The organism is Sulfuricella sp. (assembly GCF_035531155.1).
Lineage (GTDB): Bacteria > Pseudomonadota > Gammaproteobacteria > Burkholderiales > Sulfuricellaceae > Sulfuricella.
The window spans coordinates 1-22,443 of the sequence record NZ_DATKTK010000011.1 but is presented as its reverse complement, the minus strand read 5'-3'; the positions used below and the strand labels follow the sequence as shown (position 1 = coordinate 22,443).

Annotated in this window: 22 protein-coding genes; 6 read left to right on the top strand and 16 right to left on the bottom strand. The window is 59.8% G+C overall.

What is annotated here, in order from left to right:
• From VMV64_RS03385 to trxB, 12 genes are all read right to left on the bottom strand, one after another.
• Nucleotides 1-272, bottom strand: a 272-nt coding sequence (locus VMV64_RS03385; RefSeq protein ID WP_325328545.1) for an NAD-dependent epimerase/dehydratase family protein, incomplete at its 3' end; no start/stop codon positions are given.
• 30 nt (nt 273-302) lie between these two features.
• Entirely contained in the window at nt 303-1,229 is a 927-nt protein-coding gene (locus tag VMV64_RS03380) for a formyltransferase (protein ID WP_325328544.1), read from the bottom strand.
• On the bottom strand, nt 1,226-2,164 hold the full coding sequence (locus tag VMV64_RS03375; RefSeq protein WP_325328543.1) for a glycosyltransferase: 939 nt from the start codon (nt 2,162-2,164) through the stop codon (nt 1,226-1,228). The genes VMV64_RS03380 and VMV64_RS03375 overlap by 4 nt, the downstream gene beginning before the upstream one ends.
• On the bottom strand, nt 2,161-3,297 hold the full coding sequence (locus VMV64_RS03370; protein ID WP_325328542.1) for a DegT/DnrJ/EryC1/StrS aminotransferase family protein: 1,137 nt from the start codon (nt 3,295-3,297) through the stop codon (nt 2,161-2,163). The genes VMV64_RS03375 and VMV64_RS03370 overlap by 4 nt, the downstream gene beginning before the upstream one ends.
• Before the next feature lie 19 nt (nt 3,298-3,316).
• The gene (locus VMV64_RS03365; protein WP_325328541.1) at nt 3,317-3,688 is read right to left on the bottom strand and encodes an SMR family transporter; all 372 of its coding nucleotides are present in this window, start codon (nt 3,686-3,688) and stop codon (nt 3,317-3,319) included.
• Nucleotides 3,685-5,355: a glycosyltransferase family 39 protein gene (locus VMV64_RS03360; protein ID WP_325328540.1), complete on the bottom strand. Its 1,671-nt coding sequence runs from the start codon at nt 5,353-5,355 to the stop codon at nt 3,685-3,687. Before VMV64_RS03360 ends, VMV64_RS03365 begins: the two co-directional genes overlap by 4 nt.
• A gap of 31 nt (nt 5,356-5,386) precedes the next feature.
• A complete protein-coding gene (locus VMV64_RS03355; RefSeq protein ID WP_325328539.1) occupies nt 5,387-6,172 on the bottom strand; it encodes a phosphatase PAP2 family protein in 786 nt (261 codons plus the stop codon).
• A 4-nt stretch (nt 6,173-6,176) separates the two neighbouring features.
• Entirely contained in the window at nt 6,177-7,721 is a 1,545-nt protein-coding gene (locus VMV64_RS03350) for a glycosyltransferase family 39 protein (protein WP_325328538.1), read from the bottom strand.
• 132 nt (nt 7,722-7,853) lie between these two features.
• Entirely contained in the window at nt 7,854-8,783 is a 930-nt protein-coding gene (locus tag VMV64_RS03345; RefSeq protein ID WP_325328537.1) for a lysylphosphatidylglycerol synthase transmembrane domain-containing protein, read from the bottom strand.
• Nucleotides 8,780-9,787: a glycosyltransferase family 2 protein gene (locus VMV64_RS03340; protein WP_325328536.1), complete on the bottom strand. Its 1,008-nt coding sequence runs from the start codon at nt 9,785-9,787 to the stop codon at nt 8,780-8,782. The genes VMV64_RS03345 and VMV64_RS03340 overlap by 4 nt, the downstream gene beginning before the upstream one ends.
• Before the next feature lie 90 nt (nt 9,788-9,877).
• Complete coding sequence (locus tag VMV64_RS03335; RefSeq protein WP_325328535.1) at nt 9,878-10,474, bottom strand: Smr/MutS family protein; 597 nt, start codon at nt 10,472-10,474, stop codon at nt 9,878-9,880.
• The gene (trxB, locus tag VMV64_RS03330) at nt 10,471-11,424 is read right to left on the bottom strand and encodes a thioredoxin-disulfide reductase (protein ID WP_325328534.1); all 954 of its coding nucleotides are present in this window, start codon (nt 11,422-11,424) and stop codon (nt 10,471-10,473) included. Before trxB ends, VMV64_RS03335 begins: the two co-directional genes overlap by 4 nt.
• Before the next feature lie 308 nt (nt 11,425-11,732).
• On the opposite strand from trxB, the gene VMV64_RS03325 reads away from it, so the two are divergent.
• Nucleotides 11,733-14,042, top strand: a complete 2,310-nt coding sequence (locus VMV64_RS03325; RefSeq protein WP_325328533.1) for a DNA translocase FtsK — start codon at nt 11,733-11,735, stop codon at nt 14,040-14,042.
• A gap of 266 nt (nt 14,043-14,308) precedes the next feature.
• On the opposite strand, the gene VMV64_RS03320 is transcribed toward VMV64_RS03325, so the two are convergent.
• From VMV64_RS03320 to VMV64_RS03305, 4 genes are all read right to left on the bottom strand, one after another.
• Complete coding sequence (locus VMV64_RS03320) at nt 14,309-14,839, bottom strand: REP-associated tyrosine transposase (protein ID WP_325328532.1); 531 nt, start codon at nt 14,837-14,839, stop codon at nt 14,309-14,311.
• 40 nt (nt 14,840-14,879) lie between these two features.
• Complete coding sequence (locus VMV64_RS03315) at nt 14,880-15,458, bottom strand: DNA-J related domain-containing protein (RefSeq protein ID WP_325328531.1); 579 nt, start codon at nt 15,456-15,458, stop codon at nt 14,880-14,882.
• Entirely contained in the window at nt 15,455-16,324 is an 870-nt protein-coding gene (locus VMV64_RS03310) for an alpha/beta hydrolase (RefSeq protein ID WP_325328530.1), read from the bottom strand. The genes VMV64_RS03315 and VMV64_RS03310 overlap by 4 nt, the downstream gene beginning before the upstream one ends.
• 83 nt (nt 16,325-16,407) lie before the next feature.
• Nucleotides 16,408-17,934, bottom strand: a complete 1,527-nt coding sequence (locus VMV64_RS03305; protein WP_325328529.1) for a fumarate hydratase — start codon at nt 17,932-17,934, stop codon at nt 16,408-16,410.
• Between the two features lie 68 nt (nt 17,935-18,002).
• Here VMV64_RS03305 and VMV64_RS03300 point away from each other — a divergent pair, with 68 nt between their 5' ends.
• The 5 genes from VMV64_RS03300 to VMV64_RS03280 form a co-directional block, all read left to right on the top strand.
• The gene (locus tag VMV64_RS03300; protein ID WP_325328528.1) at nt 18,003-18,947 is read left to right on the top strand and encodes an MBL fold metallo-hydrolase; all 945 of its coding nucleotides are present in this window, start codon (nt 18,003-18,005) and stop codon (nt 18,945-18,947) included.
• Nucleotides 18,948-19,053: 106 nt separating this feature from the next.
• Complete coding sequence (locus VMV64_RS03295; protein ID WP_325328527.1) at nt 19,054-19,503, top strand: CBS domain-containing protein; 450 nt, start codon at nt 19,054-19,056, stop codon at nt 19,501-19,503.
• A 12-nt stretch (nt 19,504-19,515) separates the two neighbouring features.
• Nucleotides 19,516-20,070: an HPF/RaiA family ribosome-associated protein gene (locus tag VMV64_RS03290; protein ID WP_325328526.1), complete on the top strand. Its 555-nt coding sequence runs from the start codon at nt 19,516-19,518 to the stop codon at nt 20,068-20,070.
• A gap of 267 nt (nt 20,071-20,337) precedes the next feature.
• Nucleotides 20,338-20,760: a hypothetical protein gene (locus VMV64_RS03285; protein WP_325328525.1), complete on the top strand. Its 423-nt coding sequence runs from the start codon at nt 20,338-20,340 to the stop codon at nt 20,758-20,760.
• Between the two features lie 99 nt (nt 20,761-20,859).
• The coding region (locus tag VMV64_RS03280; protein WP_325328524.1) for a methyl-accepting chemotaxis protein at nt 20,860-22,443 on the top strand (1,584 nt) is incomplete at its 3' end.

The window sequence follows — 22,443 nt, the reverse complement described above, 5'->3', positions numbered from 1 at the left end:
ACCTTGAGCGGTTCCTTGACGTAGGTCGCCGGGGTGGCGATGGCGACCAGCGGCAGGATGGCATCGCATTTCTTGACGTGGTACTCGATCCACTCCTTGTTGATGGTGATGTCGCCTTCGAAAAAGTTGAAGCGCGGGTTGGCCATCAGCTCGGTGACCCGCTCGCTGTACATGTCCATGCCGTAGACTTCCCAATCGGTCGTGTCGAGGATGCGCTTGGAGAGGTGATGGCCGATGAAGCCGTTCACGCCCAGGATCAGGACTTTTTTCATCGTTTATTTCCTAGTCAAAAATAATAAATTCTATATGCCCAGCGGCAAGGTGTCGGTGCCGCAGGCGGTAATCCATTCATCGGCGGTCATTGTCTTGCCATCGAATTCGAACGCCAAAATCCGCAGCACTTTCCCATCGCCGCATTCCGCGTAGCAGCGGCTGTTCTCGCAATAAAATGCCGGCACTGCCGCGCGTCTTTGCCGTTGCGGATCAAGCAGGGTTTTCAGCACTCGAACCGGCTTCCCGACGAGCAGCGTGTAGGCGCCGGGGTAAGGCGGCGCCACGGCTCGCACCAGATTGTGTATGGCCTGCGCGCTTTGTAACCAGTCGATTTTACCATCTTCCGGGCGTCGTCCGCCGAAATATCCGCCTTGGCTCAAGTCCTGCGGCTTGAGCTGGGCCTTGCCAGCCAGCAGCGCAGGCAGGCAGCGGTTCAGCGCAACCTCGGCGGCGCAAGTGACTTTGTGGAACACTTCCAGCGCGGTGTCGTCGGGCAGGATCGGCACGGCCTGCTGGTCGACGATGGCACCGTTGTCGGGCTTCTCGTTCATCACATGCAGGGTCGAGCCGGTTTCGCGCTCGCCCATGATGATCGCCCAGTTTACCGGCACCCGGCCGCGGTATTGGGGCAGCAGCGAGCCGTGCATGTTGAAGGCGCCGCGGGACGGAATGTCGAGCAGCGCCTTCTTGAGCATGTTGCGGTAGTAGAAGGAAAAAATGAAATCCGGCTTGAGCGCCTGGATTTGCGCGACCACTTCGGGAGTATTGGGGTCGTCCGGCGTGATCACGGGGATGTCGTGCAGCGCAGCCAGCTCGGCTACGCTGTCGAACCAGATGTTTTCGTTCGGGTTGTCGGTGTGCGTCACCACCAGCGGGACTTCCACTCCCTGGGCGAGCAGTACCGACAGGCAGCGCACGCCGACGTTGTGATAGGCGAGGACGACGGCTCGACTCATTCGGGTTTTTCCAGTATCGCCTGCACCAGATACCTTGGCCGATGGCGTACCTGCTGGTAGATACGGCCAATGTATTCGCCGAGCAGGCCGATGCCGAACAGGGTGATGCCAATCAGGAAGAAGGCGATGGCGAACAGGGTGAACAGTCCTTCCGCCTCGGGACCGACGATCAGACGGCGGATCAACAGGTAGACCACGAACAGCGCCGACAGGACAGAGATCACAATCCCGGTGAACGAGAATAACTGCAGCGGCACGACCGAAAAACCGGTCATCAGGTCGAAATTAAGACGGATCAGACTGTACAGCGAGTATTTCGACTCTCCTTCAGCGCGCTCTTCGTGCTCCACGAGCACTTCGACCGGGTTCCGGGCGAAGGTGTAGGCCAGCGCCGGGATGAAGGTGTTGACCTCCTTGCAGCTGTTGATGGCGTCGATGATGTCGCGGCTGTAGGCGCGCAGCATGCAGCCCTGGTCGGTCATCTTGATGCGGGTGATGCGTTCGCGCAGCCGGTTCATGGCACGCGAGGCGACGTGGCGCCACCAGCTGTCGCTGCGCTGCTTGCGGATGCTGCCGATGTAGTCGTGGCCCTCGTCCATTTTGGCGAGCAGCTTGCCGATTTCCTCCGGCGGGTTTTGCAGGTCTGCGTCCAAGGTGACGACGCGCTGGCCGCGGCAGATTTCGAAGCCGGCCATGATCGCCATGTGCTGGCCGAAGTTGCCGTTGAACAGCACTACGCGGGTGACGTCCGGGCGCTGCTGGAACTGCTCGCGCAGGATCGCGGCGGAGCGGTCGCGGCTGCCGTCGTTGATGAAGACGATCTCGTAGCTGACGCCGAGCTTGTCGAGCGCGGGATAGAGCCGGTCGAACAGGGTTTGCAGGCCTTGTTCCTCGTTGTATACCGGGACGATGACGGAGAGTTCGATGGAGTTCATTTTTTGGCGGTCTCGATGATTTCCTTGGCTGCCGCGCATACCCGCTCCACATCGGCGAGTTCCATCGTCGGGAACAGCGGCAGGGTGACGGTTTCGCGGCCAATTTTTTCCGCATTGGGGAAGTCGCCTTCCTTGTAGCCCTGTTCGCGGTACAGGCTGAACAGGTGCAGCGCCGGGTAGTGGATGCCGACACCCAGCCCACGCTGGTGCATGGCGTCGATGAACTGTTTGCGGCTGATGTTGAGCTGATCCAGCGGCAGCAGCGGAGCGAACATGTGCCAGCTGTGGCCTGCTTCGTCTTCTTCATGGCCGCGTGCGGGCAGCAGGCAGGCCGGGTCGGTGGCGAAGTGCTGGAAATAATGCGCCACCAGCTCGCGGCGCTTGGCGTTGAAGCCGTCCAGCAGCGGCAACTGGCCTACACCGACGCGCGCAGCCACATCGGACAGGTTGTACTTGCCGCCGGCGACGGAGACGTCCATGTTGCCCTCGGCATCGCGCGAAATGCCGTGGAAGCGCAGCAGGTCGAATTTCTTCACTTCGTCGGCATCGGCGAAGGACAGCGCGCCGCCTTCGATGGTGGTCATGTTCTTGTTGGGGTGGAAGGAAAACGAGATGATGTCGCCGAAGCTGCCGATTTTCTTGCCTTGCCAGCTCGACCCGATGGCATGGGCAGCGTCCTCGATCACACGCAAGTTGTGGCGCTGGGCAAGGTCGTAAAGCGCGTCCATGTCCACCGGCAGGCCGGCGAAATGCACCGGCATGAGGGCTTTCGTCCTCGGCGTGATCGCGGCTTCAACCTGGTTGAGATCGATATTGCGGCTATTGATGCCGACGTCCACGAACACCGGCTTCGCGCCGACCCGCAGGATCACGTTCGGCGTGGCGGCAAAGCTCATCGCCGGCGTGATTACCTCGTCGCCCGGCCCGATGCCGCACACCTGCAAGGCCACTTCCAGCCCGCCGGTGGCGGAGGTGAGGGTGCGCACGATGCGCCCGCCCAAGTAGTCCGACAGGGCCTTTTCCAGCGCCTGCACGTTGGGGCCGGTGGCCAGCCAGCCGGAGCGCAGTACTTCGACCACGCCCTGGATGGTGGCTTCGTCGAGAGTGGGTTTGGTGAAAGGTAAGTAGTTCAAAGTGTTGAGTCCTGATCTGTTAGCTGCGCGCAACGACATAAACGCCGACAATGATAATGCCGATGCCGGCCATGCGGGTGACCGAAACCGCCTCGCCGAACAGCCACAGGGCGGCGAGCGCGTTCACCACGTAGCCGATGGACAACATCGGATAGGCGATGCTGACTTCGACCCGCGATAGCGCCATGATCCACACCACCACGCTGATCACGTAGCAAGTGAGACCGCCCATGATGTGCGGCTCGGTGGCGAGTTGCCAGCCCACCGGCAGGACATTGTCGCGGCTGAAAGCGAAGTGGCCGACGGCATTGGTGCCGGCCTTGAGCAGGAGTTGGGCGGCGGCATTGAGCAGCACGCCGAACAGAATCAGGGAAAAACTGAGCAGGTTCATGGTGTGGTTACCGCCGTCTTGTCGACACTGCGGGCGATAACCCGCATCGGCAGTCCTTGCTGGGAGAGTTGTTGATAGGTTGCATGCGGCATGATCGCCAGGGCGTAGGGCTGCCGAACCCATGCCTGCTTGAAGGACTCGATGTCCGGCAGCCATTTGTGGGGCAGCAGTTTTTCTGGCTCTTGGGCGAGGCCGAAGGCCATTTCGTCCTGATAGGCGACCAGGGTCACAGTGCGCTTGAGGTAAAAGGTCAGCGTCTGGTCGTAGCCTTCCAGGCTGTAGAAAGGTGCGCCGGGCCGCAGATGGGGCTTGATTTGCTCGGCGATTGCGTAGTCCGAGCGCGTCGCCGACAGGCTGTCGTGCCCGGTCAGAAGGATCTGGGCGGCGATCAGGCTGCTGCAAGCGAGGGCGATGATCGCGCCGCGCACTTTATCGCGGTAACTCAGCAACAGTGCGCCTACCGTTCCGACCAGCCAGATGGCGGACGCAGCCAGCAGCCAGTTGGCGAACAGGGCGTATTGTCCCCGTGCCAGTTCGTTGCCGGCAAAGCGCACCGTGTTGGGGGCCAATAGCAGGCCGGCGGCAGCCAGAAAGGCCACCGGCAGTATCTGCCAGAACAAGCGGCGGCCGTCGATGCGGCTGAGGTGTTCGCCGATCAGCAGCGCCAGAGCCGGGAAGATCGGCAGAATGTAGGAGGCGAGTTTGGAGCCGGAGAGGGAAAAGAAAACGAAGATGAACACCGCCCAGATCAGCAGAAAGCGTTTGGGCTTGAACCGTTGCTCTGCGGCAGGCTCGACCTTCCATGCGCGCGCCATTGAATCGATCAGGGTGATGATCCAGGGCAGGATGCCGGCGGCAAGCACCGGGATGAACCACCACCAGGGTTCGTAGCGTCCGTGGGTTTTGGTCAGGAAGCGCTCGAAATGTTCATGAATGAAGAAGAAATGGAAAAATTCGGGGTTGGCGATCGATACCGCGATGAACCAGGGTGCCGCGATGGCCATGAAAAGCGCTATTCCGCTGAACAGATGCAGCCTTTTCCACAAGCCGAAATCATGCTCGATCAAAGTGTAAAGCACCAGCACCGCACCGGGCAGGACGATGCCCATCAACCCCTTGCTCAGGACGGAAAACGCCAGGGCAGCCCAGGCAACGTGCATCCACAGGCGGTTGGCGCGTGCGCTGGCCGCATCCTGCTGCGCCAGCAGGAAACTCATCAGCGCGCCTCCCATGAAAAACGTCATCCCCATGTCCAGGGAGTTCATGTGGGCGATCAGGGTATACAGCAGGCTGCTGCCGAGTACCGCGGCGCTTAACAGGCCGGCCTCTCGACCGAACAGGCGGGTCGCGGCGAAGGCGGTGAAGAAGATGCCGAGAAATCCGGTTAGCGCACTCCACAGCCGCGCCGTCCAGTGGTGTTCGCCAAACAGGCGGTAAGCGCCTGCCGTGATCCAGTATTGCAGTGCGGGTTTCTCAAAGTACTGGATGTCGTTCAGGCGCGGCGTAACCCAGTCGCCGCTGGTGGCCATTTCACGGGCAATTTCCGCGTAGCGGCCCTCATCCGGCCTGACCAGCTTGCGATATTCGAGATTGCCGAACCAGACCGCGGCCATCAGCAGGAAAAGCAGCATCCAGGCGCGTCGTATGTTCACTGAATCGGGAGCCATGCAATTTCCGTATAAAAAGCGTTGTCCAGCATTATAAACGAGACCGGCCGAAGACCAGCAGGAAGACTGGCAGCAGACAGGCCAGCGCCAGCCCCCGCTGCAGCATAATCGCCTCGGGGTAGCTGGTGTCGGGCGAAATCAGCAGGGCCAGCGCGCCAGTCGCCAGCGCCAGCCCCACTATCCATTTTCCGGAACGGCTGACTCCCCAGCGCCAGCGTTGCGCGAGCAGGGTGCCCAATACTGCGGAAAGCCAGCCGCCGAAAGCGCCGCCCAGCACGTCGAGCGGCCAGTGCACGCCGACTGCAATGCGTGAAATGCCAATCAGAAGAGCAACCGCAGCTAGTAGCCAGGTCAGGGAACCTCGCCTGAGATAGAGGCTCAGGATGCCCGCCACGGTGAAAATCGTGGTGCTGTGACCTGAGGGGAATGAACCGTATCGGTGCGCCGGGCCAATGACATGCAGAAGTTCCGGTGGGATCACTGCGGGCGGGCGAACCATGCCGATCGGGCCTTTCAGGCCATGCACCCAGAAGGTGGCAAAGATGGCGGCGAGTGCGAGCGACCAGAGGATGTCCGGGCGACGTCCGATCAGCGGGGCCAGCAGGGTCAATCCGGCCAGGGTGCCGCCCAGTACGGTCAGGTTCTGCCACAGCACATCGCTGGCCAGCGCGCTCAGGCCATTCAGATACAGGAACAGGCTGCGGTTGCTGTCGCTGGCAATGAGTACGGCCATGCCGGCGAATGCGAGCAGCGGCACCAGCCAGACGCGCGGCTCGCGCCAGGAAATGCGACAGGGGTCGGGGGAAATGAAGTTCACGTCGTTATTCGCTGACCCTGACCAGGGCGATGCCGTTCTTGCTGTAGAGCGTTTCATAGGCGCGCAGCTCGGTCAGGCGGTGGGTTTGGGTGATCACGATGTCGCCACGGCGCGGGTCGCGTTTTTCCACGATGCGCTGGCTGTAGACGCTGAAGCTCGGCATGTTGAGCCCCCACATCACTACCGTGTAGCCGCGGTCGCGTGCCAGCAGCGCGGCTTCCTTGATCGGCCCCTGCTGCATGCCGCCGAATAAGGGCAGGAGCAGCAGGGAAAAGGCGGTTGCCAGGATGACGCCGCTCGCCAGCAGTTTGGCGCCCAGGGCGAATCGCTTCTCCACCATGAAATACAGGGTGAGCAGGGAGAACCCCGCAAAAAAGGGGTAATACCAAGTACTCAATGACTGCCGGGTGGCTGCAAGCATTTCCCGGTAATAGGGTTTGTTGATATGGGGGATGGCGGCTTCGATCAGTTGCGGCAGGAACAGCAGCACTGCAAGCAATAGCAGCAGCGGCAGGAAAGCGAGAAAGCGCGAGCGCAGTTCATCCAGGTAAGCCGCCATCAGGATGAAGACGCCGGAGTAGCCGTAAATCAGGTAATGGGGCAGCTTGGTACCAGAAAGCGAGAAGATCACGAAGACGCTGGCGAACCACAGCAGGAGGAAAAGCTGCAAGTCGTCCTTGATGATACGGCGCCACTGCGCGAAAACCTTGAGCAATACCGTGGTGTAGGGCAGCACGCTCAGCAGCAGTACGGGAACATAGTAAAAATAATTGCCGCCATGGCTTTCCATCGGCGCGGAGAAGCGGTCGACGTTGTGCTTGAGGAAAAAGCCGCGGAAAAAGCCGTCGCCCTCCACCAGATACTGGGTCACATACCACGGGGCCGCAATGGCGACAAACAGGGCAATGCCGCGTCCATCCAGCGCCAGCGCCAGCCACCCCTTGAAATCCTTGCGCAGCGCGCTGTAGAGGAAAGTCACCAGGCCCGGGATGATCACCGCGACCGGCCCCTTAGTCAGGAAGCCAAGGCCCATGGCGACAAAAGCGAAATACAGGTATTTGCGTTCGCGAAAGCGCAGGAACAGGTAGGCGCTGAACAGGGTAGCGCTGATCAGCAGGTTGAGCAGGGCATCGGCGGTGGCCACTTTGACGATGATGGAAACCGCCAGCGCGCTGGCGGTGATGATTCCCGCTGCCAGTGCCTGCCTGGCATTGGCAGCGCGGCGCACGAACAGATAGGTCAATATCACCCAGCCGCTGCCGGCTAGGGCGGAGGGCAGGCGGAAGGCGAATTCGTTGATGCCGAACAGTGAAGCGCTGGCCGCCTGCAGCCAGTAGATCAGGATCGGCTTGTCGTAACGTGGCTCGCCGTTGAGCGTGGTGGACAGATAGTTTCCGCTCGCCAGCATCTCGCGCGTGGCTTCGCTGAAAGCGCCCTCGTCGAGATCGAACAGGGGAAAGCCGCCGATGCCGAGAAAGAAGCAGCCGAGCACGGCGACGGCGAGCAGGGCATAGTGGGCGGGTGGAATGGGGCGTGAAAAATCTGGCAAGTAAGGCTCGATGAGTTTAGTGGTTAAGTCGCTGACAACCGCACGATTTTTGCGCCAGTCGCAGCCTGGAAAAGCCGACAAATTTTACCACTTTTACCACGGAAGCGGGTGCCTGGCGCCCGAAGGCATAGGCTAGTCCTTGGATAACAGGAACAATGGGGCGTAGAGGATGCCCTGAATCACGGCGCACAGGCCGTAAAGTATGGCCGTCGCGGCGGCAGTCTCGCCGGATACGCCGGCGAAGCCGAATACCAGTACCGCGGCGAATTCGCGTGTGCCCCATCCGCCGATGCCGACCGGCAGGGCGGCGATGATGAATACCGGTGCGCATAAGGCCAGCACCAGCCAGTACGAGATATCCAGTCCAACCGAAATCCCGCCGAGCCAGAAGGCAAGTGATGAAAAGAGCTGGACCATCACCGATTGCAGCGCCGTCTTGGGCAGGTTGTTGCGAAACAAGGCAAGCTGCTGGGCCAAGTTGTTCCATGATCGAACCAGTCCGTCAAGCTTGCTTTGTCCCTTGGGCTCAAAGCGCGGCAGTGGCAGGAAGGGCAGCAGAATCAGGCTGCCGAGCAGGGCGGCGTAAATGGTCAGTTTTTGTGCCAGGACAGGGTCGTGCGTCAGGGAGTTCGTGCCGCTCCATAGCGCCGCCGCTGCGGCAGAGACCAGGCACAGCACCCAGAGGCCACTGAAGCGGTCGAGCACCACGCTGAGCGTGGATGGTCCGAGCGGATTGCCCAGTTTGTGCAACTGGTAGGCGCGCAGCATATCGCCGCTGAGGGTTGCGCCGGGCAGGAGGTTGTTGATCGTCACCCCGCGTCCATAGATGGCGATAAGCGGCAACGCGGGCGCAGTAAGGCTGAAAAGGCGGGCGATGTGCGCCCAGCGCAGGGCGGAGGCGATGTTGGACAGGATCGAGGCGGCTACTGCCAGGGCGAACCAGCGCAATTCCACGCTGCTCAGGGTCTTGACCAGCTTGGCCGGGTTGGTGTACCAGATTACGGCCGCGAGCAAGCAACTCGCGGCGATGAAACGCAGGATCTTGATGCCGGTTTTGCTCAAGAATGCGGCTCTGGAGCGGCTTTGGCGGTCCCGCGCCGGCGTGGGGCGGCTCGCAGCAGGTATTGTGCCCGGCCGGCGGGTTCATGGTAGATGCGAATCAGGATCTCGCCCAGCAGGCCCATGGCGACCAGCTGCACGCCCATCAGGGTCAGCATCACGCCGAGCAGAAGGAGTGGACGGCCGCCGATGTTTTCGCCGAGGAATAGCTTCTCGACCACGAGAACACCCAGCGCCAGCAGGCCGGGCAGGAGCAGGGTGATGCCGGCTCCGCCGAAGGCGTGCATCGGCCGGTGCAGAAAGCGCAGCAGAAACTTCACCCAGAGCAGGTCGAGGACCACACGCAGAGTGCGGTCGATGCCGTACTTGGATTTGCCGTGCATGCGGGCGTGATGGGAAACGGGCACTTCAATCACCTTGGCACCGAATTGCGCGGCGAGTGCCGGAATGAAGCGGTGGAGTTCGCCGTAGATCTTCACGTCGCGGATGCTTTCGCTGCGGTAAACCTTGAGCGAGCAGCCGTAATCGTGCAGGTGGACGCCGGTCATGCGCGAAATCAGGGCATTGGCGATCATCGAGGGCAGCTTGCGGTTGATGTAGCGATCCTGGCGGAATTTGCGCCAGCCGGAAATGATGTCGATTTCCGGCCTCTGGTCGAGCATATCCAGCAGGCCGGGAATGTCGGCCGGGTCGTTCTGCAAGTCGCCGTCGAGGGTGACGACCACGGCACCGACGGCTGCGTCGAAGCCGGCCTGCATCGCCGCCGACTGGCCGTAGTTGCGAATCAGGTAAAGGGGGTGCAGCCAGGGGCGGGTGGTGGCGAGCTGTTCCAGCAGCGTGGCGGAAGTGTCGGACGAGCAATCGTCGACGCAAATCAGTTCCCAGGAGCGTCCGGTGGGTTCCATCGCCGCGCTGACCCGGCGTAATAGCTCGCTGAGGTTCTCTTCCTCGTTGTAAATCGGAACAACAATGGAAACCTCAAGTGCGTCAGGGGTGTTTTCGGTCATGGTAGGGGCGACGTATGGACTGCTGAAGGAGAGAGATTGTAAGGGAGGGAGGCCGCGAAATCCAGTGAGAAGGGCAAGATCAGGGCAAGATTAGAGCCGGGCTACCTTGAGGAGCACTATCACCGCGCCGCTGCCGCCATCCATCGGCCGTGCCTGGCAGAATGCCAGAATTTCGTCGCGTTGCATCAGCCAGCTGGCCGTTTTCTGCTTTAACACCGGCTCGTGGTTCCGGGAGCTTAGCCCCTTGCCGTGTATGACCCGCACGCAGCGCAGGCCGAGTTGTTTGCATTCGTCGAGAAATCCGGTCAGGCAGGCTCGGGCTTCGTCGCTGGTCATGCCGTGCAGATCAAGTTCAGCCTGAATCGCCCAGTGACCGCGGCGCAGTCTCTTCATGGTCAGAGGCGCCACGCCGGGGCGCAGGAAGTAAAATTCCTCCTCGGTTCCTGCCAGTTCCTGGGGGATGTAGTCGCTTAATCCATCCGTCGGCAACGGGTTTTCATCAGCCCGGTTTTGCCGGAGAACAGGCCAGGGGAGGTGGGGAGGAAATACGGTCTTGCCGTTATCCGGCAACGGCCGGGTGTCGCCGATGCTGGTGCGGAAGAGGCTGGATTCGTCATCGGACAAGGATGGCGGCGTTGTTTTACCGTCAACCTTGTGCTCTTTGGGGGTTTTGCGTTTTTCGGTCACTTGCCCAGATCGTCGAGATAACGCTCCGCGTCGAGTGCGGCCTGGCAGCCGGTTCCGGCACTGGTGATGGCCTGGCGGTAGATGTGATCCTGCACGTCGCCGGCGGCGTAAACGCCCTCGATACTGGTGGCGGTGGCATTGCCATGATTACCGCCACGGGTGACGATGTAGCCGCCCTCCAGCTCCAGTTGTCCCTGGAACAGGTCGGTATTGGGCTTGTGGCCGATGGCGATGAAAATGCCCTGCAACTGGATATCCTTGGTGCTGCCGTCCTTCACATTCTTGATGCGCATGCCGGTAACACCGGTCTTGTCGCCCAGCACCTCATCCAGTTCGCAGAATGCTTCGAGGCTGATGTTGCCGTTCTTGATCCTGTCGTGCAGCTTGTCGACCATGATCTTTTCCGCCTTGAAGGTATCGCGGCGGTGCACCAGCGTGACATGCTTGGCGATGTGGGCCAGGTACAGGGCCTCTTCGATGGCGGAATTGCCGCCGCCGATCACGGCGACTTCCTGGTTCTTGTAGAAGAAACCGTCGCAGGTGGCGCAGCCGGACACACCCTTGCCCATGAACGCCTGTTCGGATGGTAGACCGAGGTACTTGGCGGAGGCGCCAGTGGCGATAATCAGTGCGTCGCAGGTATAGGTGCCGGAGTCGCCGATCAGGGTAAATGGCTTCTCGGTGAGCTTGGCGGTATGGATTTGATCGAAAATGATTTCGGTATTGAAGCGCTCGGCATGTTTCTGGAAGCGCTCCATCAGTTCGGGTCCCTGCACGCCCAGAACGTCAGCGGGCCAATTGTCCACTTCAGTAGTGGTGGTGAGCTGGCCGCCTTGCTGCATGCCGGTGATCATCACCGGGTTCAGGTTGGCGCGGGCAGCGTAAATGGCGGCGGTGTAGCCGGCTGGGCCGGAGCCTAGAATGAGCAACTTGCAGTGTTTCACGGACATCTTGAGTGTTCTCCATAAAAAAGTAAGGGTATCTCAAAGGCTGATTTATTGCCACTTGAGTATTAAAAATTAATCCATCAATTAGAATTGTTCTAATATTAATGGCTATTGAATATATAGGCAAATCATTCAGAACCAATCTTGATCACATTAAAGCATCAGACTGGCCAGCCGCCAGAGTCATTTCATGTCGATGATTAGGATGCCTCACTTCTTGGTATGATGGCGCTATAATTCTCGCTGATTTTTTCGATCAGACCGGAAAATTAACCAGGCTTAATAGGCGCCGCTACAAGCAAATCACATCAATGGCCTTTCTGAATAAGACTTCCTCCCTGAATACGCGGGGTTCAAACCGCAAGGCTCCCCCCGAGCCGCTCTCGCCGAAATTATCTGGCCTGCTCCGTGAGGCGCGCTGGCTGGCGGTAGTGGCCGTGGCCTTGTATCTGGCGCTGGTATTGTTCAGTTACGACCATGCGGATCCGGGCTGGTCGCACAGCGGCAGCAGGCTTACCGTGCAGAATACCGGCGGCGAGGTGGGGGCCTGGCTGGCGGATATGCTGCTTTATGTCTTCGGTTTTTCAGCCTACTGGTGGGTGGTGTTTTCCCTGTATGTGGTCTGGTGGGGCTACCGGCGCATTGAAAGCGCAGGCTTGTCCGACCGGCGCTCACTGTTCGTTGCGGTCACCGGTTTTGTCATTCTCCTGCTTGCCAGCAGCGGCCTGGAAGCGTTGCGTCTGTACAGCCTCAAAGCCGCCCTTCCGCTCGCGCCGGGAGGGATGATCGGATCGGTGGTCAGCAGCACCCTGTCCACCAGCATAGGTTTCACCGGCGCCACGTTGATATTGCTGCTGAGCATGGCGGTGGGCTTTAGCCTGTTCACCCGCATGTCGTGGCTGAAATTCATGGAAGGCCTTGGTGGCGCCATGGAAAACAGTTATCTGTGGATCTTCCGCACCTGGGATGCCTGGCAGGACCGGCGTGCCGGTTCGGTGGCGCTGAACAAGCGCGAGGAAGTCGTGGCGGAAGAGAAAAAGCGTTTCGACGATCACAAGCCGGTCCACATCGAGCCGCCGCAGATGGTCATCCCCCAGATTCCGCTCACCGAGCGCGAGGTGCAGGCGCCGCTGTTCGATAATCTGCCGGATTCGCCCTTGCCCCCGCTGAATCTGCTGGACGAGGCGGAAGCCGATACCGAAACGCTGAGCGCGGACACCCTGGAATTCACCTCCCGTCTGATCGAGCGCAAGCTGGCCGATTTCGGCGTCGAGGTCAAAGTCATCGCCGCCTATCCCGGCCCGGTGATCACGCGCTACGAGATCGAGCCGGCAGTGGGCGTGAAGGGCAGCCAGATCACCAACCTGGTCAGGGATCTGGCGCGCGCCCTGTCGGTCGTCAGCATCCGCCTGGTGGAGACCATCCCCGGCAAGAACTGCATGGGGCTGGAAATTCCCAATCCCAAGCGGCAGGTGGTGCGCCTGCGCGAGATACTCGGCTCAAAAGTTTACGCCGACATGGCCTCGCCGCTTACCATCGCCATGGGCAAGGACATCGCCGGCAAGGCGGTGGTGGCGGACTTGGGGAAAATGCCCCACGTGCTAGTGGCGGGTACCACCGGCTCGGGCAAATCGGTGGCAATCAACGCCATGATCCTGAGTCTGCTCTACAAGGCCGATCCCGCCAAGGTGCGGCTGATCCTGGTCGACCCGAAAATGCTCGAGCTTTCCGTCTATGAAGGCATTCCCCACCTGCTCGCACCGGTGGTGACCGACATGAAGCACGCCGCCAACGCGCTCAACTGGTGCGTCGCCGAGATGGAGCGGCGTTATCGCCTGATGGCGGCGCTGGGCGTGCGCAACCTGGCCGGTTACAACCAGAAGGTGCGCGAAGCGGAGAAATCCGGCGCGAAGCTGCCCAACCCCTTCAGCCTCACGCCGGATGCCCCCGAACCCCTGGAGGAAATGCCTTTCATCGTGGTGCTGATCGACGAACTAGCCGACATGATGATGATGGTGGGCAAGAAGGTCGAAGAATTGATCGCCAGGCTGGCGCAGAAGGCGCGCGCCTCCGGCATCCACCTCGTGCTGGCGACGCAGCGCCCGTCGGTGGACGTGATCACCGGCCTGATCAAGGCCAACATCCCGACCCGCGTCGCCTTCCAGGTATCGAGCAAGATCGACTCGCGCACCATCCTCGACCAGATGGGCGCAGAAGCGCTACTCGGCCAAGGCGACATGCTCTACCTGCCGCCCGGCACCGGCTACCCGCAGCGCGTGCACGGCGCCTACGTCGCCGACCACGAAGTGCACAAGGTGGTCGAATATCTGAAAGCGCTGGGCGCGCCGGATTACGTCGAAGGCATCCTCGACGCGCCGGAAGTCGCCGGTGAGGGCGAGGGTGGCGAAGCAGGCGGCGACGCCGAATCCGACCCGATGTACGACCAGGCCGTGGCGCTGGTCCTCAAATCGCGCCGCGCCTCGATCTCGCTGGTGCAGCGCCAGCTCAGGATCGGTTATAACCGGGCAGCAAGGCTGATCGAACAGATGGAAAAGGCGGGGCTGGTTTCAACGATGCAGAGTAATGGGAATCGGGAAGTGCTGGTGAAGGGGGCGGAGTAAGGGGTTCCCGGATTCCGCTGCGCTGCAGCCGGGCTACGCTTGCTTTTAACCTGGACTAATACAGCAACAACAAGGAGAAAATCATGAAAAAAATATTGGCGGTCGCACTGGCGCTATGTAGTTTCCAAGCGCTGGCGGTGGATGTAGATGTCCTGCGCGCAGAAGCCAGGAAGATATACAAGCACTGAATTTGACACCTTGTAACCATCCAGCAAGTAACAAGTAGCCCGGATGCAGCGTAGCGGAATCCGGGGATGCCAAACCAACTATTCCCCGAAACTTTTCCCATCTTCTTCTGCCGGTGTTCCCGCCCACTCAGGCACAAGAATTCCCTGCTGAACGTAACGGTGGAACGAGGAGTGCGGCCAATCCGCCACACGTTTTACCAAGCCGTGTTTGACCGGATTGAAATGAATGTAATCCACGTGGTGCTGAAAATCCATGTCATCGGCGATGGTGTGCTCCCAATAACGCCGTTGCCACAGCGAGTATTCGCCCTTTCGGTTGCGTGCGACGGCCAGGCCAGATTTTACGACTGTACGGGTGAATGCGCTCTTGATTGCGCGCCACCGGCCGGGGAAATCGTCGTCGCCTGGCGGCAGCGTCCAATTGGTGTGAAGGTGATCGGGAAGAATGACGATGGCGTCAATCCGGAACGGGTGTTGGCGGCAAACGGCGCGGAACGCTTCACGTAGCGGGGCGATATGTTCCACCAGAGCGTGGGATGATCGATCCCGCAGGGTTGCTGTGAAAAAAAAGGTTCCGCCCGGTAGGCGGTTGCGGCGGTAGAGAACCATTGTGGAATATTAACCCGGATTCCGCTGCGCTGCATCCAGGCTACATTTTCGACTCTTGGTGCGGTTCCAGCAGCCCCATGGCGGCGTTGATGGCCTGGAGCTTTTCCATCTCTCCGCCCCGGTCGGGGTGGTGTTCCATCGCCAGTTCCCGGTAGCGGCGCTTGATCTCCGGGTAAGCCACCGGGTCGGCGAGCCCCAGCGCGTTGAGGGCTTCGGCGCGCTGGTCGAGGCGGGCGAAGCGCAGCCAGAAGGTGTCGAGCAGTTCCAGGATTTCCTGCTTGCCGGTTTTTTCCAGGTGGGAGAGGTCGAGGTAGTAGGCCCGCAGCGGGTCGGGGGTGGTGGGCAGGCGACCGACTCCGTCCGAGTAGGGGCGTAGCACGATTTTCAGGCAATGGATGGCGAGGTCGCCTTGCCGTTCATTCCACAGATCGTCGCGCAGGCGGTAGAGGTGGTGGAACAGGATGAAGTGGCACTGGAACAGGGAAAGCTCGTCGGTGTAGGCGTCGGGGCCGAAAGCGGGATCGTCGTGGGCGAGCTTGCGGATCAGGTCGTATTCGGAGAGGCCGTCGGGATGGGCGCGCAGGATGGCGAGCAGCGTTTCGGCGAGGGTGGGGTTCAATCTTTTTCTGTGCCGCGCGGATTTGGCGCCAAATCGGCATTCATCAATTCGGCAATGACTTCCGGTTTCTGGAAAGGCAGGGCGTGGTCGGCACCCTGGATCAGGTGGCAGGCCCAGTCGTGCCTGCTCGCCGCAATCTCCTGGCATAGTTGGTAGACCGCAGGGTGGGAGCGTCCGCCGATGAAGCTGCTGACGTTGGCCTGGGCTTTAATCAATTGCTTCCGGTCGAGGCGTTTGGCGGCGTGGGAGACGCATTCGATGGCACAGGCCAGCCCTGCCGGGCGGTGAGACAATCGCTCGCGGATGATTTCCTCGTTCTTCGAGCCGCGGCTGCGGTTGGGGGCGACGGCGTCGAGGAACAGTTCCAGTCCTTCCCCCACGTTTTCCAGCTCGCGCAGCCGCTTGGCGGCGTGCAGGATCAGTTCGCGCGAACGGATCGATTCCTCGTCGCTCATCTTGCCGAGCAGGGCGGGTTCGAGCAGGTAGGTGTTTTCCACCGCTGCCGGGCGGGTGGCCTTGAGCAGCATGGCGATCAGCCCGCCGTAGGAGTAGCCGCCCAGGTCGAATTTCTCCCAGGCCAGGTGATCGAGCAGGGCGTTAAGGTCGGCCACCACTTCCTCGGCCTCGAAGCCGTGTTCCTTGTGGTCGGGGTAGCGGGTCTTGCCGGTGCCGCGCAGGTCGGGCACGAGGATTTCGTTCCAGTGCCTGAGATGGGGTAGGATGCCGCCCCAGGTGATTTTGCCCGCCACACCGCCGCCGTGGAGGAGCAGCAGGCGGCGCGGCGGGGCGCTGTCGAAGCGGTAGAGGCGGTAAAAGACCTCCTGCGTCGGCAGGGTGAGGGTGGTTTTGATGGCGGGTTCGATCACAGGAAAAACCTTTTACCGCAGAGGCGCAGAGGCGCAGAGTTTTTACTTATTCCGTACTTCTCTGCGCCTTTGCGCCTCTGCGGTTAACGAGGGGTTGCTACCGGAATTTTGCCGATTTTCATGCGCCACTCCGCCGGGCCGGTTTCGTGCACCGACGTGCCGTTGGCGTCCACTGCCACGATGACCGGCATGTCCTTGACTTCGAATTCGTAGATCGCTTCCATCCCCAAGTCGGCGAAGGCCAGCACCCTGGACGCCTTGATCGCCTTGGCCACGAGGTAGGCGGCGCCGCCCACCGCCATCAGGTAAACCGCCTTGTGCTTGCGGATGCTCTCGATGGCCGCCGGGCCGCGCTCGGCTTTGCCGATCATGCCGATCAGGCCGGTCTTGTCCAGCATCAGGTCGGTGAACTTGTCCATGCGGGTCGCCGTGGTGGGGCCGGCCGGGCCCACCACTTCGTCGCGCACCGGGTCGACCGGGCCGACGTAGTAGATGAAGCGGTTGGTGAAGTCCACGCCCTCCGGCAGTTTTTCCCCTTTGGCGAACAGGTCGGCGATGCGCTTGTGGGCGGCGTCGCGCCCGGTGAGCAGCTTGCCCGACAGGAGCAGGGTTTCGCCCGGCTTCCAGGTGGCGATCTCCTCGCGCGTGACGGCGTCGAGGTTGACGCGGCGCGAATCGGCGGCGGGCTGCCAGTCCACCTTCGGCCATTCGTCGAGATTCGGCGGGGTCAGCACGGCCGGGCCGCTGCCGTCGAGGGTGAAGTGGATGTGGCGGGTGGCGGCGCAGTTGGGGATCATCGCGACCGGCAGGCCGGCGGCGTGGGTCGGGTAGTCCCTGATCTTGATATCCACCACAGTGGTGAGGCCGCCCAAGCCCTGCGCGCCGATGCCCAGCGCATTCACTTTTTCATATAGCTCCAGGCGCAGTTCCTCCACCCGGTTTTGCGGTCCGCGCGCCTGCAGTTCGTGGATGTCGACCGGCTCCATCAAGGCTTCCTTGGCCAGCAGCATGGCTTTTTCCGCCGTGCCGCCGATGCCGATGCCGAGTATCCCCGGCGGGCACCAGCCGGCGCCCAGGGTGGGGACGGTCTTCAGCACCCAGTCGACGAGGCTGTCCGACGGGTTGAGGACGGTGAACTTGGCCTTGTTCTCCGAGCCGCCGCCCTTGGCCGCCAGGATGATCTCGACCTTGTCGCCGGGAACGATCTCGTAGTGGATCACCGCCGGGGTGTTGTCGCGAGTGTTCTTGCGCGCTCCGGCGGGGTCGGCCACCACCGAGGCGCGCAGCACGTTGTCGGGGTTCGAGTAGGCGCGGCGCACGCCTTCGTTGACCATATCGGTGACACTCATCCGGGCATCCCAGCGCACGTCCATGCCGACCTTGACGAAGGCCACCACGATGCCGGTGTCCTGGCAGATCGGGCGGTGGCCCATCGCGCTCATGCGCGAGTTGGTGAGGATCTGGGCGATGGCGTCCCTGGCGGCGGGGGAGGCCTCCCGTTCGTAGGCTTCGCCCAGCGCCTTGACGTAGTCGAGCGGGTGGTAGTAGGAAATGTATTGCAGCGCGTCGGCGACGCTGGCGATTAAGTCTTCTTGGCGGATGCTAGTCATGGTATTTTTACTCTCCAGACTTGGAATTGTACCGTTAATTGCATATTTCATTGGAAGAGCGACTAAACATGACTGAAAACCACCAGGATTACGAAGACGGAATTACCGCGATAGACGCCCATCACATCCGGCCCGGCCTGGCTGCGATCCACTTGCTGGTCGAAGGTGACAAGGCCGCCATTATCGACACCGGGACGAATTTCTCGGTTCCCGGCGTGCTGGAGGTGATGCGGCAGAAAAACCTGCGCCCGGAAAATATCGCCTATGTGATCGTGACTCACGTCCACCTCGACCACGCGGGCGGCGCGGGCGAGATGATGCGCCTGTTTCCCGAGGCGATGCTGGTCGTGCATCCGCGCGGAGCGCGCCACATGATCGACCCGTCCAAGCTGGTGGCGGGCTCGATCGCGGTTTACGGCGAGGAAGATTTTCGCCGGGCCTACGGGGAAATCGTGCCGGTTCCCGCCGAGCGCGTGATCGAGGCGCCGCACGAGTTCACCCTGGAGATGAATGGCCGGAGATTATTGTTCCTCGACACGCCGGGCCATGCCCACCATCATTTCTGCATCTTCGACGAGCGCAGCGGCGGCATTTTTACCGGCGATACCTTCGGAATTTCATATCGCGAGTTTGATGTCGACGGGCGGGAGTTCATTTTTCCTACGACCACTCCCGTGCAGTTCGAGCCGGAGGCGGCACATGATTCGATTGACCTTATCATGTCCCACCATCCCCGCGCCGCTTACCTGACCCACTATGGCAGGGTGACCCGGTTGCCGCGCTTGGCGGACGACCTGCACCATATGCTGGAAGATTTCGTGAACATCGCCGAGGGAGTGCGTGATGCCGGGGCGATGCGCCATCAGCGCTTGGTAGAAGGACTGGGAAACTATCTGCTGGATTGCCTTGATGTGCACGGTTGCAGACTTTCCCGGAATGAGGCCCGCGCGTTGCTGGAGAACGATATCGAACTCAATGCCCAGGGGTTGGAAGTCTGGATGGATAAGCTATAAAGCCAGCTTGCCTGTCGTTCTCGTGAAATGTTCTATATTGAAATTGGGCATTCCCATTTTGCCCAGATTTTCATCCCCAGACCTTAACTATTCGAGAGGAAGCGCCATGCCCATCGGTGAATTTTGCAACCGCGAGGTGGTGTTCGCCATGAGAAAAACCACCATTCCAGAAGCAGCACAGCTCATGCGCCAGCACCACGTAGGTGACCTGGTGGTCGTGGATGTCGTCGACGGCAGGCGGATGCCGGTCGGCATTGTGACCGACCGCGACATTGTCGTTGAAATTATCGCGAAATCTCTGGATTTTAATGACTTCAGCGTGGGTGACATCATGAGCCCGCAACTGGTCAGCGTTCAGGAAAGCGAAGGTGTGTTCGAGACGATCGAGCTGATGCGCAACAAGGGGATACGACGTATCCCGGTTGTCGACCGGGAAGGCGGCCTGGAGGGCATTGTATCGGCGGACGATATTCTGGATCTTCTGGCTGAGGAAATGACTGAACTGGCCAAGGTGAGCCCGCGTGGACGGTCCAGGGAAGCCCATGTCAGGCATTAAATTAAAGGAGGTATGACCATGCAACGCCCACTCCAAATCGTCATTCGCGACATGCCCCATTCCGAGGCGGTGGAAACACATATCAGGGAGAAGGTGGAGAAGCTGGAATCGTTCTATTCCCAAATTGTCGGCTGCAAAGTTTCGCTCGAATTTGCGGGAAAACACAAACACCAAGGCAAGCTTTTTAATGTGCGGCTCGATATCTCCGTTCCTGGCGCGGAGTTGGTGGTCAATCGCGACCTCCATGAAGACCTCTATGTGGCGTTGCGAGATACATTCGATGCGGCAAGGCGTCGGCTGGAGGATTATGGGCGGCGCCAGCGTGGCGATACAAAAATTCATGAATCGCCGCGTCATGGGCATATAGCCAGGCTATTTCCGGTAGAGGGTTTTGGTTTTATCGACACGCCGGAGGGTGATGAGCTTTATTTCAGCCGGGATAACGTAAGCCATCCGGATTTTGACAAGCTCGAAATCGGCAGTGAAGTTCAGTTCCTGGAGGAACCTGCTGCCGAGGGATTACAGGCTAAGCGTGTGAGCGTCGGCAAGCATCATTATCCGGAATGAGATGCCAGCCGTTTCGCCGGAAAGGCATCACGAGCGCTTCATGTGGCTCGCAGATGCTATCGGTATAATCACGATAAATCAGCTTGATTCCAGCTGACCTTTTCCGGTTAGGGGATTCCACTAGTCAATCATCGTATTCCCACCTATCGACTATTCAGGGTGTTACCCGCCACATAATTATTCTTCCCCCGATGGGCTTTTTTTAATCTGGCGTTAGACTTGAATCACTTATTCAAGGCAATTGGGATGCATGTGGGAGGCGAGAAGATGAATTTCATGATTGTTAGCGATGATGTGTCAACATGCCTTTATTTAGAGATACTTGCCCATCAGGATGGCATTAATGCCATGTATTTCACTGAGCCTTCAGTGGCGTTGCATGCCTATCAGAGCCATCCTGATCATTGGTCGCTGGTGATTGTCGATATGCTATCGCCGCTGATCACCCAGTTTTCGCTGGTTGGCAAGATCAAGGCCGTCAAACCGGATGCTCGACTGGTGATCCTGGCTACACATACCTCGGAAACGATCAAAAAAGTCATCAAGTGTGAGTCAGTGCGTGGGTTGTGCCACGATTGTAACGATACAAATAACTGCCATTGTTTTTTCCTGCATAAGCCATTTTATCGTGATTTTGATCGAGTCATTGAGACTGCTCTTGAGGGCTGGGCGATAGGTGCTCCTGCCTGATTAGGTATTTCCCTTTGTCATTAAAGGGGTATCCATTTTACATGATATAAGGACATTCATGTATAATTATCCCGATATACCAAAAGGGATTTGAAAAGCATGAAAATCGGAACCAGGTTGTATTTGGGCTTTGCTATCCTGTTGGTGCTCTTGATCGCCGTGTGGGGCGTTGGCAAGTGGGGGATTGCATCGTATCACGATGAAATTTCGAAAACTCTCAATGGCGATCTGAAGATAATGGAAAATTCCGTTCGCGCCAGAGCGAATATGCTTGGCCTGCGGCGATTCGAGAAGGACATGTTCATTAACATAAGCTCCGCCAAGGAAGTCGAAAAATACTTCAATAGTTGGAGCGATGAAAAGGAGCGCCTGACAGCCAGGATCGGTGACCTGGAAAAAATTGTCGTTCTGCCGGAAGACAAGCAGATGGTGCAGAGCGCCAAGGAAAACGTGGAAAAATACCAAGCCGGTGTCAAAGGCATTTATCAGAAAATCAAAGCTGGCGAGATTACAACCACCCAGGACGCGAATCGCGCGACGGGGGAATTCAAGGACGAGACACACAAGGCAGTCGATGAGGTCGTAAATCTTGCAAAAGGGTCGACCAAGCGCATGGCGGATGATCAAGAGCGCTTGAATGGGTTTGTGGAAAGAATCGCCACTATCGCACTGGCGATAAGCATAGCGGCATTGCTGATCGGCATGGCAGCGGCGGTGTTGATCTCCCGCTCAATTACTATTCCACTGAACCAGATGCGCGCCACCATCACCGAAGTCGAGAAAAACGGCGACTTCACCCGGCGCATCCCGGTCAACACCGAAGATGAAGTCGGGCTAACCGCCAAGTCCTTCAACCAACTCATGGCTGCCTTGCAGCAGACCCTCGGCCAAGTGCTCGGCAGCGTGGCCAAGGTCTCGGATGCGGCGCAAAGCCTTTCTGCCGCATCAGGTCAGGTCGCCACCAGTTCTTCGTCCCAGAGCGAGGCGACCTCCGCCATGGCGGCCGCGGTCGAAGAAATGACCGTCAGCATCAATCACGTTTCCGAGAGTGCACGCGAAGCCGTGGATATCTCCCGCAAATCGGGCAAACTCTCCACCGAGGGCGGGGAAATCATCCACAAGGCCGCCTCGGAAATGTCGCAAATCGCCGAAACCGTGCGCCACACCGCCCAAGCCATCGAAGAGCTGGATCAGCAGTCGAACCAGATTTCCTCTATCGTCCAGGTCATCAAGGATGTCGCCGACCAGACCAATCTGCTCGCGCTCAACGCGGCGATCGAGGCCGCTCGCGCCGGTGAGCAAGGCCGGGGCTTTGCCGTGGTGGCCGATGAAGTACGTAAGCTGGCGGAACGTACCACCAAGGCCACGGAAGAAATCACCCAGATGATCGGTACGATGCAGCACAGCGCACAAGCTGCCGTCTCCACCATGAGCTCAGCCGTCAACCAGGTCAGTGGCGGCGTAACGCTGGCGAACCAGGCCGGCTCGGCCATCATCCAGATCAAGGACGGGGCAGAGCAGGTGGTCGTCAACGACATCTCCTCGGCCCTGACCGAGCAGAGCAGCGCCAGCAATGACATTGCCAGCCAGGTGGAAAAAGTGGCGCAAATGACCGAAGAGAACAGTGCCGCCGCAGCCGAAACCGCCAGTGCGGCAAATAACCTGCAAGAATTGGCGAATACC